Raw genomic sequence first — 12458 nt, forward strand, 5'->3', positions numbered from 1 at the left:
AGTGATGAAATGATCTTAAAACGGTTAATGATGTGAATACAATGCATTTGTGATCTGGATCGCGTTTTCCGTTTCTCTGACGCTGATTCGTTCACGCGTCAGAGAGTCGGTCACATCACGGTTTAATGACGTTCAGGGAGGTCTGGCGTTTTGGAGGTTGCGGGTATAGGTGGTCTGACAGGGGAGCGAGGCCTGTTTTTCACCAGGTCTTCATGAGTAACTTTTGGCGGCGTTTCATTTTTTACAAAAAGTTTGAGGGTCTTGCGCGCCATATGTTTGATAATTTTATCATCACTTAATGATGCTGGCATCAACACGTCAATCAAATCACTTTCATTGGGATTCATAAATTGGTGATAGTGCAATAACATATTGGCGAAAAATAAAAACAAGTCCTGAAAATGTGGAAAATCTTGTTCTGCTAAAAGGGATAAAAAGCAGATGCAGACTTCGGGTAGTACATGTTTGTTAGAACCTAGTGAATCCATCAGACTTTGCAATAAATCCTCTTTTAATTCGCTGTCCGTTATGTCGAGAATAGCGGTGAGCAAGTTAGGTTCTTTATTCCCGAACCATCTGTGAACCTCAGAGTTATTCCATAATCGGGGGAGTATGACAAAATTACCGCGAGAGATAAAATTCAGGACAAGCAAATCAAACTGGCGTAAGTAATCTGCAGCGGTATGGTGATCCGGATGCAGGGGTTCAATATGTGGCGTATGCGCTCTTTTGATAGGAACACCAGGGTTGATCATTGGAAATTGTTCAATAAAATCATTCAGAAACAGAAAGAGCACACGCTCGACGCCGGTCTGAAATACGCGCCCCATAGTGACAGGCTTTGGGTTGGGAGCGCAAAAAATATTAATTTCTCCATCATGGCGAAAATTATCTAAATAAATAGGGCTTAAATTTATTACTACCTGAAATTCAATATTTTCTTTGTGTCTTCCATTCTTGACGGGATAAGTGAGTTTAAACTGAACCTTTTCATTGTATAGTGTGTCGTTACCCCGAAAAGAAGTCCTCTGAATATATGATAAGTTATCAAGGTTGTTAAATATCTTTTTTGTGGCTGAGTTGATGTTTAAAAACGTGCGCCACTCTTCATCACATATTATGGTACTGAGTGCATCAATAAAATCCTTTAAAACTTCTTTTACCTGAGGTGCAATATTACGAGCGGGAAAATTATCAGGAAGAGATATGTAATTGCTGATGCTTACTGGCGTAACCATATTTGCCCCATATAGTCATAAGTCATCGGAACATCACTATATAGGGCATTTGAGCTGCAAGAACTATCAAAAATAGCTCATTGGTAACCCTGTTTTGCCGAGTCAGGAACATCCAGTAGTTGAATAAATGCCTCAAGCGGAAGCGTTTTCGCACCACGACGCCAGACCAGCCAGGTTGTTAACCAACGCCATTGCTCAGCTAACGGCCACGCTTCAACCTGGTGATGCCCCGGCATACTTTCCAGCATAGAGCGTGGAATAAGCGCAATGCCTGCTCCTGCGACCACACAGGCCAACATCCCGTGATACGACTCCATCTCGTGAATAGTTCCCGGAGCGGCACCGTCAGCATGAAACCAGCTCTCGAAGTGGCGACGATACGAACAATTGGCGCGGAAGGCATAAATGTTACTGCCGTTAACCTGACTGGCGCGGATTACTGGCGCATGACCTTGTGGCGTGACGATCATCAGCTCCTCGCGGTATACCGGTATCCCGTCAATGGCAGTATGGTTAATGGGCCCATCAATAAATGCCGCATTCAGTTTTCCCTCCAGCACTCCTTCCAGCATAGTGCCGGAAGGGCCGGTGGAAAGTGAAAACTGAATTTTGGGATAACGACGGTTGAATTCCGCCAGCGTGGCCGGAATGCGAACTGCTGCGGTGCTTTCCAGCGAACCCAGAGAAAATAAACCTTGCGGCTCATCGCCAGCGACAACGCTCCGCGCTTCATCCACTAACGCGAGAATTTGTTGGCTATAGCGTAAAAAGTTATGCCCGGCAGGAGAGAGACGTAAACGCTGATTCTCGCGAATAAACAGATCTACCCCCAGTTCTGTTTCCAGCTGGCGTAGACGGGTAGTGAGATTCGACGGCACGCGATGCACTATTGCTGCAGCCTGCGTAATGCTGCCAGCTTCGGCAACCGCGTTGAACATCTCCAGTTGGGTCAGATCCATAACATTCTCGATTCGTGAATAAGTGGCTTAATATTATTCATTTTAAAGCAAGAGTAAATCTGCGTATCTTCATACCATGACTCATAAAGGAGATACCCCGATGACCATTACTCCGGCAACTCATGCAATTTCGATAAATCCTGCCACGGGTGAACAACTTTCTGTGTTGCCGTGGGCTGGCGCTGATGATATCGAAAACGCACTTCAGCTGGCGGCAGCAGGCTTTCGTGACTGGCGCGAGACAAATATAGATTATCGTGCTGAAAAACTGCGTGATATCGGTAAGGCTCTGCGCGCTCGTAGCGAAGAAATGGCGCAAATGATCACCAGCGAAATGGGCAAACCAATCAACCAGGCGCGCGCTGAAGTGGCGAAATCGGCGAATTTGTGTGACTGGTATGCAGAACATGGTCCGGCAATGCTGAAGGCGGAACCTACGCTGGTGGAAAATCAGCAGGCGGTTATTGAGTATCGACCGTTGGGGACGATTCTGGCGATTATGCCGTGGAATTTTCCGTTATGGCAGGTGATGCGTGGCGCTGTTCCCATCATTCTTGCAGGTAACGGCTACTTACTTAAACATGCGCCGAATGTGATGGGCTGTGCACAGCTCATTGCCCAGGTGTTTAAAGATGCGGGTATCCCACAAGGCGTATATGGCTGGCTGAATGCCGACAACGACGGTGTCAGTCAGATGATTAAAGACTCGCGCATTGCTGCTATCACGGTGACCGGAAGTGTTCGTGCTGGAGCGGCTATTGGCGCACAGGCTGGAGCGGCACTGAAAAAATGCGTACTGGAACTGGGCGGTTCGGATCCGTTTATTGTGCTTAACGATGCCGATCTGGAACTGGCGGTGAAAGCGGCGGTAGCCGGACGTTATCAGAATACCGGACAGGTTTGTGCAGCGGCAAAACGTTTTATCATCGAAGAGGGAATTGCTTCGGCATTTACCGAACGTTTTGTGGCAGCTGCGGCAGCCTTGAAAATGGGCGATCCCCGTGACGAAGAGAACACTCTCGGACCAATGGCTCGTTTTGATTTACGTGATGAGCTGCATCATCAGGTGGAGAAAACCCTGGCGCAGGGTGCGCATTTGTTACTGGGCGGGGAAAAGATGGCTGGGGCAGGTAACTACTATCCGCCAACGGTTCTGGCGAATGTTACCCCAGAAATGACCGCATTTCGGGAAGAAATGTTTGGCCCCGTTGCGGCAATCACCATTGCGAAAGATGCAGAACATGCACTGGAACTGGCTAATGATAGTGAGTTCGGCCTTTCAGCGACCATTTTTACCACCGACGAAACACGGGCCAGACAGATGGCGGCACGTCTGGAATGCGGTGGGGTGTTTATCAATGGTTATTGTGCCAGCGACGCGCGAGTGGCCTTTGGTGGCGTGAAAAAGAGTGGCTTTGGTCGTGAGCTTTCCCATTTCGGCTTACACGAATTCTGTAATATCCAGACGGTGTGGAAAGACCGGATCTGACGCGACATATTTAGCTCTGATATACTCGCAGGTCTTTTCAGACCTGCGGTCCAGGAGTAGAAAGTGGCAGTCGCCATGGATAATGCAATTTTAGAAAACATCTTGCGGCAAGTGCGGCCGCTCATTGGTCAGGGTAAAGTCGCGGATTATATTCCGGCGCTGGCTACGGTAGACGGTTCCCGATTGGGCATTGCTATCTGTACCGTTGACGGACAGCTTTTTCAGGCCGGAGACGCGCAAGAACGTTTTTCCATTCAGTCTATTTCCAAAGTGCTGAGTCTCGTTGTCGCCATGCGTCATTACTCCGAAGAGGAAATCTGGCAACGCGTCGGCAAAGATCCGTCTGGATCACCGTTCAATTCTTTAGTGCAACTGGAAATGGAGCAGGGTATTCCGCGCAATCCGTTTATTAATGCCGGTGCGCTGGTGGTCTGCGATATGTTGCAAGGGCGATTAAGCGCACCACGGCAACGTATGCTGGAAGTCGTGCGCGGCTTAAGCGGTGTGTCTGATATTTCCTACGATACGGTGGTAGCGCGTTCCGAATTTGAACATTCCGCGCGAAATGCGGCTATCGCCTGGCTGATGAAGTCGTTTGGCAATTTCCATCATGACGTGACAACCGTTCTGCAAAACTACTTTCATTACTGCGCTCTGAAAATGAGCTGTGTAGAGCTGGCCCGGACGTTTGTCTTTCTGGCTAATCAGGGGAAAGCTATTCATATTGATGAACCTGTGGTGACGCCAATGCAGGCACGGCAAATTAACGCGCTGATGGCGACCAGTGGTATGTACCAGAACGCGGGGGAGTTTGCCTGGCGGGTGGGACTACCGGCGAAATCTGGCGTTGGTGGCGGTATTGTGGCGATTGTTCCGCATGAAATGGCCATCGCAGTCTGGAGTCCGGAACTGGATGATGCTGGTAACTCGCTTGCGGGCATTGCCGTCCTTGAACAATTGACGAAACAGTTAGGGCGTTCGGTTTATTAATGCAGTCTCTCGATCCACTCTTCGCGCGTTTATCCCGTTCAAAATTTCGATCTCGCTTTCGTTTGGGCATGAAAGAGCGTCAGTATTGTCTGGATAAAGGTGCGCCAGTCATCGAACAACATGCGGCGGATTTTGTCGCTAAACGTCTTGCTCCGGCATTACCGGCTAATGACGGTAAGCAAACCCCCATGCGCGGGCATCCGGTGTTTATCGCTCAGCACGCCACTGCAACCTGTTGTCGCTGTTGTCTGGCTAAGTGGCATAACATTCCGCAGGGTGTTTCGTTAAGCGAGCAACAACAACGTTATATCGTGGCGGTAATCTATCACTGGCTGGTTATACAGATGAATCAGCCATGATAATTGCGGAAAACGATAAAATAGCATTCCTAGGGTACCTTTATTTGCCGCCGCTGTCAGCGAACATGCTATCCTTTATGAGAATTTACTTATTACGTTGAGATAATTGCCACCCGCAATTGTATGGACAGATAATTAATGCATGTACACCCCATTTCAACTTTCCGTTTGTTCCAGGAAGGTCATCTGCTACGTAATAGCATCGCTATTTTTGCGCTAACCACGCTGTTCTATTTTATTGGTGCAGAGTTACGGCTGGTTCACGAACTTTCTCTTTTCTGGCCGCTGAATGGCGTAATGGCGGGGGTGTTTGCCCGCTATGTCTGGCTTAATCGACTGCATTACTATGCGATCAGTTATGTGGCGATGCTGGTTTATGATGCCATAACCACCGAATGGGGACTGGTTTCACTGGCTATCAATTTCTCCAATATGATGTTTATTGTTACCGTCGCCTTACTGGTCGTGCGGGATAAGCGTCTGGGGAAAAATAAGTATGAGCCAGTAAGTGCCTTACGGCTATTTAATTACTGTCTGATTGCCGCATTATTATGCGCTATTGTCGGGGCGATTGGTTCGGTCAGTATTGATAGTCTGGATTTCTGGCCTTTGCTTGCGGACTGGTTCAGTGAGCAATTCTCAACGGGCGTGTTGATCGTGCCTTGTATGCTGACGTTGGCAATTCCTGGAGTGCTGCCGCGCTTTAAAGCAGAACAGATGATGCCCGCCATCGCGCTTATTGTGTCGGTTATTGCCTCGGTAGTCATTGGCGGAGCGGGGAGTCTGGCGTTCCCGCTGCCTGCATTAATCTGGTGTGCAGTGCGCTATACGCCGCAGGTAACATGTCTGTTGACCTTTGTTACCGGTGCAGTGGAAATCGTACTGGTGGCTAATTCGGTGATTGATATCTCGGTCGGTTCGCCGTTCTCCATTCCGGAAATGTTCTCCGCACGTCTCGGTATTGCCACGATGGCGATATGCCCAATTATGGTTTCTTTTAGCGTGGCAGCGATCAATTCGCTAATGAAGCAAGTTGCGCTGCGAGCCGACTTTGATTTTCTGACTCAGGTTTACTCACGGTCCGGTCTTTATGAGGCGCTGAAAAGTCCATCGCTGAAACAGACACAACATCTGACTGTCATGCTGCTTGATATCGACTATTTCAAAAGTATTAACGATAACTATGGACATAAATGTGGCGATAAAGTGTTAAGCGTGTTTGCCCGGCATATTCAGAAGATTGTCGGTGATAAGGGGCTGGTGGCGCGCATGGGCGGCGAAGAATTTGCTGTTGCAGTGCCGTCGGTGAATCCTGTCGATGGTCTGCTAATGGCGGAAAAAATCCGTAAAGGCGTTGAACTGCAACCATTCACCTGGCAACAAAAAACGCTTTATCTCACGGTAAGTATTGGCGTCGGTAGTGGTCGCGCATCGTACCGAACGCTGACCGATGATTTTAATAAATTGATGGTCGAAGCCGATACGTGTCTGTATCGCTCGAAGAAAGATGGGCGCAACCGTACCAGCACTATGCGTTACGGTGAGGAAGTTGTCTGACATCTTTATTCATTCCGCGCGATTTGAATGCAATGTGTTCTACCACTTTATGATCCAGGAAAAGGCGTATTTCCTCGATTAAACCATGATCCGCGCCACACTTTTCTCATAAAACTGCTCATTAATCATCAGGAGTTGATCAAAACAGGGGTTCGGCGTATTAAAGTTTGCTAACCTGTCGTACCAATTCAAACAGGTTGTATGACTAATCAGAAGGGAACCCATTGTGAAAACACTAAATCGTCGCGATTTTCCCGGTGCACAGTATCCAGAACGTATCATTCAGTTTGGTGAAGGTAACTTCCTGCGCGCCTTTGTTGACTGGCAAATCGATCTCCTGAATGAGCACACCGATCTGAATTCTGGCGTGGTCGTTGTTCGTCCGATTGAAACTTCATTCCCGCCGTCACTGAGCACGCAGGATGGTCTGTACACCACCATTATCCGTGGCCTGAATGAGAAGGGGGAAGCGGTCAGCGACGCGCGTCTGATTCGCTCGGTTAATCGTGAAATCAGCGTCTACAGTGAATACGATGAATTCCTGAAACTGGCGCACAACCCGGAAATGCGCTTTGTTTTCTCTAACACCACCGAAGCGGGGATCAGCTACCATGCGGGCGATAAATTCGATGACGCACCAGCGGTAAGCTATCCGGCAAAACTGACCCGTCTGCTGTTCGAACGCTTTAGCCATTTCAACGGTGCGCTGGATAAAGGTTGGATCATCATTCCGTGTGAGTTGATTGACTACAATGGCGACGCGTTGCGTGAACTGGTGCTGCGCTATGCGCAAGAGTGGGCACTGCCAGAAGCATTTATTCAATGGCTGGATCAGGCTAACAGCTTCTGTTCTACGCTGGTGGACCGTATCGTTACCGGTTATCCGCGCGATGAAGTGGCTAAACTGGAAGAAGAACTGGGTTATCACGATGGTTTCCTCGACACCGCTGAACACTTTTACCTGTTTGTGATTCAGGGGCCGAAATCCTTAGCGACTGAGCTGCGCCTGGACAAATATCCGCTCAACGTGCTGATTGTTGACGATATTAAACCGTATAAAGAACGCAAAGTGGCAATCCTCAACGGTGCGCACACCGCGCTGGTGCCGGTGGCGTTCCAGGCAGGGCTGGATACCGTAGGTGAAGCGATGAACGATGCTGAAATTTGCGCATTCGTTGAAAAAGCCATCTACGAAGAAATTATTCCGGTACTGGATTTGCCTCGTGATGAACTGGAATCTTTCGCCAGTGCAGTCACCGGGCGTTTCCGTAACCCGTACATTAAGCATCAGCTGCTGTCTATCGCGCTCAACGGTATGACCAAGTTCCGCACCCGCATCCTGCCGCAGCTGCTGGCAGGGCAGAAGGCAAACGGCACACTTCCGGCGCGCCTTACTTTCGCATTAGCGGCATTGATTGCGTTCTATCGTGGTGAGCGTAACGGAGAAACATATCCGGTACAGGACGATGCACACTGGCTGGAACGTTATCAGCAACTCTGGAGCCAGCATCGTGACCGTGTTATCGGTACCCAGGAACTGGTAGCGATTGTGTTGGCAGAAAAAGACCACTGGGAGCAGGACCTGACGCAAGTGCCTGGTCTGGTCGAGCAGGTTGCTAATGACCTGGATGCGATTCTTGAAAAAGGGATGCGCGAAGCTGTACGTCCGTTGTGCTAATAACACCGTTACTTCTGAACCCGGTTTCGACCGGGTTTCTTATTTCACTATATTAGTTACAACATCCTATGTGCCTTTATCATTAACAGATGCCACATGCAGCGCCTGTTAATGTTGTAAGCTTGTAGGTAATTTGTAAATAGCGTCTTGAGAATGTGATCGTAATCACGTTTAATAGGGCGACTTTTTCACGCCTGAAGATAACCATGATTGTTCGTCCACAACAACACTGGCTGCGCCGTATTTTTGTCTGGCACGGCTCAGTATTATCCAAGATATCATCGCGCTTACTACTCAATTTTCTCTTTTCTATCGCTGTTATTTTCATGCTGCCCTGGTACACGCATCTGGGCATCAAATTCACCCTCGCACCGTTCAGCATTCTCGGTGTCGCCATCGCCATTTTTCTTGGTTTTCGTAATAATGCCGGGTACGCCCGTTACGTTGAAGCGCGAAAACTTTGGGGGCAGTTGATGATTGCCTCACGGTCGTTACTGCGCGAGGTAAAAACGACATTGCCGGATTCGGCAAGTGTAAGGGAGTTTGCCCGGTTGCAAATCGCCTTCGCCCACTGTTTACGCATGACATTACGCAAACAGCCACAGGCGGAAGTGCTGGCTCATTATCTCAAGACTGAAGATCTTCAGCCTGTACTGGCTTCGAACTCTCCAGCTAACCGTATCTTGTTAATAATGGGGGAGTGGTTGGCGGTTCAGCGCCGCAATGGGCAGCTTTCAGATATCCTGTTTATTAGCCTCAACGATCGGCTTAATGATATTTCAGCGGTCCTGGCAGGATGCGAGCGCATTGCCTATACGCCAATTCCCTTTGCCTACACCCTGATTTTGCATCGTACCGTTTATCTGTTTTGTATCATGCTGCCGTTCGCGCTGGTCGTGGACCTGCATTACATGACGCCTTTTATCTCTGTGCTGATTTCCTACACTTTTATTTCGCTGGATTGTCTGGCGGAAGAACTGGAAGATCCGTTCGGTACTGAAAACAATGATTTACCGCTGGATGCCATCTGCAACGCTATTGAAATTGACCTGTTACAGATGAACGATGAAGCCGAAATTCCAGCAAAAATTCTTCCCGATCGTCATTACCAGCTGACGTGATATTTACTCCGTACGGCGGGCAACAATAAAAAGACGCGGAAATGCCAGCAGTATCTGTCCGTTCTCTTGCAGTGGATACTGCTCTTCCAGCATCTGATGGTAGCGCTTAAGAAAAAGCTGCTGTTCGCTCTCGGTCAGATCCTGTAACCACGGACGTAATCCAGTGGCGGTCACCCAATCGATAATCGCCTGGTGTGACGGCATCTGGTGATAGTAGGTGGTTCGCCAGATATCGACCTCACATCCGGCTTCGCTCAAAATATCGTAGTAAGCATGAACGCCAGCCAACGGCTCACGCCCGCGATCCGGGTAGTTTTGTTCCCAGGCAACTTCGCGCATGAGCACATGGGTCGGCTCCAGCCAGTTATCTGGCATCTGTACTGCCAGCACGCCAAGCGGACTGAGTAACGAAACCAAATGAGGAAACAATTCGTAGTGGTCGGGCAGCCATTGCAGTGAGGCATTAGCAAAAATCAGATCGAGTGCCTGTTCCGGTTGCCAGTTGCGGATATCTGCTTCCACAAACAGGCAGTCTGGCAAAGCACTGCGCGCTTCAGCAATCATCGCCGGAGATGAGTCGACGCCTGTTATCCTGGCCGCAGGCCAACGTTGATGCAGCAGGGCGGTGCTGTTACCTGGGCCACAGCCAAGATCGGCAACGTATTTGATATTCTCCAGCGGCACTCTGGCAAGCAGCTCCACCGCCGGACGCGATCGTTCAGCGGCAAAGTGCAGATATAAAGAGGGGTTCCAGTCAGACATTTTTTTACTCCCGTCAGCGCGTTACCCCAATTGTAGATAAAATTGATAAATTCGCCTCACGGCATCAACCCATTGAACAGACGTTTTTTACGCGGCCCGGTCATTAAAGATTCCAGTTTCGCGACACAGGTTTTGTAGTGGGGCGTGGTTTTATGGAACGCCACTGCGTCTTCATCTTTATAGGCTTCGTAGATAAAAAAGCGCGAATTCACTTCCGGGTCCTGTAAGACATCGAAGCGCAAATTGCCTTCTTCCTGTACCGAGCCCAGGTGGTTCTGGCGAAAAACTTCGATAAACTCGTCAACCTTGTCTTCATGAACGTTAATTTCAACCAGTGTGACGTGCATAATTCTTCTCCTTAAATCCGCAGTTACTGTTTTTCACTCAGATAGAGTTCATATGCCCGATCAGCCGTTTCGTTATGGTGTACCACCGCCTGTACGGCTTTCATCATCGCCACCGGATGGTCAGACTGGAAAATATTACGCCCCATATCCACACCAGAAGCGCCCTGATCGATAGCCTGCCAGCACATTTCAAGCGCTTCGCGCTCCGGTAACTTTTTACCGCCAGCAATAACAATGGGTACCGGACATCCGGCAACAATCCGTTCAAAACCTTTATCGACATAATAAGTTTTGATAATCTGCGCCCCCATTTCAGCGGCGATTCGGGTAGCCAGCGAGAAATAACGCTGATCGCGCACCATATCTTTGCCCACGCCTGTCACGGCCATGGTGGGCATTCCCACTTTCATTCCGGCATCGACCAGTTGAATAATATTTTTGATCGACTGGTGTTCATATTCGCTACCGATATAAACCTGCGCCGCCACCGCGCAACTGTTCAGGCGCACGGCGTCATCCATCGATAACGCCACGGCTTCATTACTTAATTCCGCCAGAATAGAGTTTGCACCTGACGCCCGCAGTACCACCGGCTTATTGGTCGCCGGGGGAACTACGCTGCGCAAAATGCCGCGCGTACACATTAATACATCGGCATGTTCAAACAGCGGGGCGATATTTATATCAATGCGTTCAAGTCCGGTAGTCGGCCCCTGAAAATAACCATGGTCAAAGGCCAGCATCACGGTTTTACCCGTTTTCGGATTAAATATCCGCGATAAGCGTGACTGCATTCCCCAATCCAGTGCACCGCAACCTTTCAGGGTAAAAGGGATATTTTGTTGCGGTTGATCGGTACGAAAATCTTTACCATCTTTAATATCGTCTAAATCTGCCATAACGTACTCCGGTTAAGTAATGCACATCAGAAATCGTATTTGCCGATATTCTCTTTGTTGAATATCACGCGCTCCGGTAACAGTACGATGCCATTACCATCCGCTTCGTAGTCATAGCCCTGAACGCTGTTTGGCGAGACTTCCACCTGACCTACGCCCTGAATATCCAGCTTGTCGCCCGTTTTCATTGATCCTTTTTTCAATAATTCATCCGCGACATAAACTGAAATTTTGCCTTGCTGAACCACATCCCACAGGCCAAATTCTTTCACCGTGCCGCGTTCCACATACGGACGCATCACGTTTGGCGTACTGAATCCGACAATCGCAACTTTGTCATTTTTCAGGTTTTCTGCGGCTTGTGCGGCAGCGGGCAGGGCGTTGGCGTCGGGGGCGATAATGGCGTCGAGATCGCTATACGCTTTTAATATTCCTTCTGCGGTTTGTAATGATTTAGTGGCATCGTTATAGCCAAACTGCGTAGTGACAATTTCCCAGCCAGGATGCTCTTTGGCGATTTTAGCTTTCGCTTCTTTCACCCACTGGTTTTGGTCCGTAACGGTGGGGCTTGAGTAGAAAAACGCGACTTTGGCTTTGTCTTTATTCACCTGACGCGCCGCCATATCCACCAACATACCTCCCAACTGGGCGGGCGTTCCCTGATTAATGTAGTAAGAGCGGCACTCCGGTTTAGTATCAGAGTCCCAGGTCAGCACTCTCACACCACGTTGCATGGCGCGTTTCAGTGCCGGACACAAGCCATCAGGCGAAACCGCAGAAACGATAATGGCGTTATAACCTTGATTGACAAAGTTATTAATCAACTGTACCTGACCAGAAACACTGGGTTCTGTCGGCCCGTCGTAGGTCACATCAACGCCCAGCTCTTTACCCGCTTGTTGTGCGCCGTTGCCACCGCTGGTAAAAAATCCCACGCCAACCAGTTTGGGAATAAATGCAATACGCTCTGCGGCCTGCACATTCATAGAGATTGCGGCAATGCCAAGCGCGCTAAGTAAGGCGATTTTCTTAAAGCGATGAAGTGTCATGAAGATATCC

General features: G+C 49.1%; 12 protein-coding genes. 6 read left to right on the plus strand and 6 right to left on the minus strand.

The genetic code is table 11. From position 1 onward, the window contains the following. Nucleotides 1–122: 122 nt before the first annotated feature. Together yneK and ptrR are read right to left on the minus strand one after the other, a co-directional pair. Nucleotides 123–1238 (minus strand): putative protein YneK, encoded by a 1116-nt coding sequence (gene yneK / locus ACJHYD_RS19565; protein ID WP_001563847.1) that lies wholly within the window; start codon nucleotides 1236–1238, stop codon nucleotides 123–125. A 77-nt stretch (nucleotides 1239–1315) separates the two neighbouring features. Beyond that, nucleotides 1316–2197 (minus strand): putrescine utilization regulator PtrR, encoded by an 882-nt coding sequence (gene ptrR / locus ACJHYD_RS19570; protein ID WP_001551138.1) that lies wholly within the window; start codon nucleotides 2195–2197, stop codon nucleotides 1316–1318. Between the two features lie 100 nt (nucleotides 2198–2297). Here ptrR and sad point away from each other — a divergent pair, with 100 nt between their 5' ends. The 6 genes from sad (at nucleotide 2298) to ACJHYD_RS19600 (ending at nucleotide 9391) form a co-directional block, all read left to right on the plus strand. Beyond that, nucleotides 2298–3686, plus strand: coding sequence for a succinate-semialdehyde dehydrogenase (gene sad, locus ACJHYD_RS19575; RefSeq protein ID WP_001551137.1), 1389 nt, complete (start codon nucleotides 2298–2300; stop codon nucleotides 3684–3686). A gap of 63 nt (nucleotides 3687–3749) precedes the next feature. Then, nucleotides 3750–4676 carry a glutaminase B gene (gene glsB, locus ACJHYD_RS19580; protein ID WP_000257409.1) on the plus strand — a complete coding sequence of 309 codons (927 nt, stop codon included), beginning with the start codon at nucleotides 3750–3752 and terminating at the stop codon, nucleotides 4674–4676. Next, nucleotides 4676–5035 (plus strand): DUF4186 domain-containing protein, encoded by a 360-nt coding sequence (locus ACJHYD_RS19585; protein ID WP_001551136.1) that lies wholly within the window; start codon nucleotides 4676–4678, stop codon nucleotides 5033–5035. The genes glsB and ACJHYD_RS19585 overlap by 1 nt, the downstream gene beginning before the upstream one ends. 138 nt (nucleotides 5036–5173) lie before the next feature. Beyond that, complete coding sequence (locus ACJHYD_RS19590) at nucleotides 5174–6592, plus strand: diguanylate cyclase (protein ID WP_001551135.1); 1419 nt, start codon at nucleotides 5174–5176, stop codon at nucleotides 6590–6592. Between the two features lie 226 nt (nucleotides 6593–6818). Then, entirely contained in the window at nucleotides 6819–8270 is a 1452-nt protein-coding gene (gene uxaB / locus ACJHYD_RS19595) for a tagaturonate reductase (RefSeq protein ID WP_000854633.1), read from the plus strand. Between the two features lie 206 nt (nucleotides 8271–8476). After that, nucleotides 8477–9391 (plus strand): bestrophin family protein, encoded by a 915-nt coding sequence (locus ACJHYD_RS19600; RefSeq protein ID WP_000637082.1) that lies wholly within the window; start codon nucleotides 8477–8479, stop codon nucleotides 9389–9391. Nucleotides 9392–9394: 3 nt separating this feature from the next. On the opposite strand, the gene tam is transcribed toward ACJHYD_RS19600, so the two are convergent. Genes tam through lsrB form a run of 4 tightly spaced genes read right to left on the minus strand, consistent with a single transcriptional unit; the run spans nucleotide 9395 to nucleotide 12448 of the window. Then, nucleotides 9395–10153 carry a trans-aconitate 2-methyltransferase gene (gene tam, locus ACJHYD_RS19605; RefSeq protein ID WP_001551134.1) on the minus strand — a complete coding sequence of 253 codons (759 nt, stop codon included), beginning with the start codon at nucleotides 10151–10153 and terminating at the stop codon, nucleotides 9395–9397. A gap of 56 nt (nucleotides 10154–10209) precedes the next feature. Continuing rightward, nucleotides 10210–10500 carry a (4S)-4-hydroxy-5-phosphonooxypentane-2,3-dione isomerase gene (gene lsrG, locus ACJHYD_RS19610; RefSeq protein WP_000558523.1) on the minus strand — a complete coding sequence of 97 codons (291 nt, stop codon included), beginning with the start codon at nucleotides 10498–10500 and terminating at the stop codon, nucleotides 10210–10212. 23 nt (nucleotides 10501–10523) lie between these two features. Beyond that, entirely contained in the window at nucleotides 10524–11399 is an 876-nt protein-coding gene (lsrF, locus tag ACJHYD_RS19615) for a 3-hydroxy-5-phosphonooxypentane-2,4-dione thiolase (protein WP_000774178.1), read from the minus strand. A 26-nt stretch (nucleotides 11400–11425) separates the two neighbouring features. Further along, nucleotides 11426–12448: an autoinducer 2 ABC transporter substrate-binding protein LsrB gene (lsrB, locus tag ACJHYD_RS19620; RefSeq protein ID WP_000172469.1), complete on the minus strand. Its 1023-nt coding sequence runs from the start codon at nucleotides 12446–12448 to the stop codon at nucleotides 11426–11428. Nucleotides 12449–12458 lie beyond the last annotated feature (10 nt).

Origin of the sequence: Escherichia sp. WS1368 (assembly GCF_046487485.1) — a bacterium.
Lineage (GTDB): Bacteria > Pseudomonadota > Gammaproteobacteria > Enterobacterales > Enterobacteriaceae > Escherichia > Escherichia coli.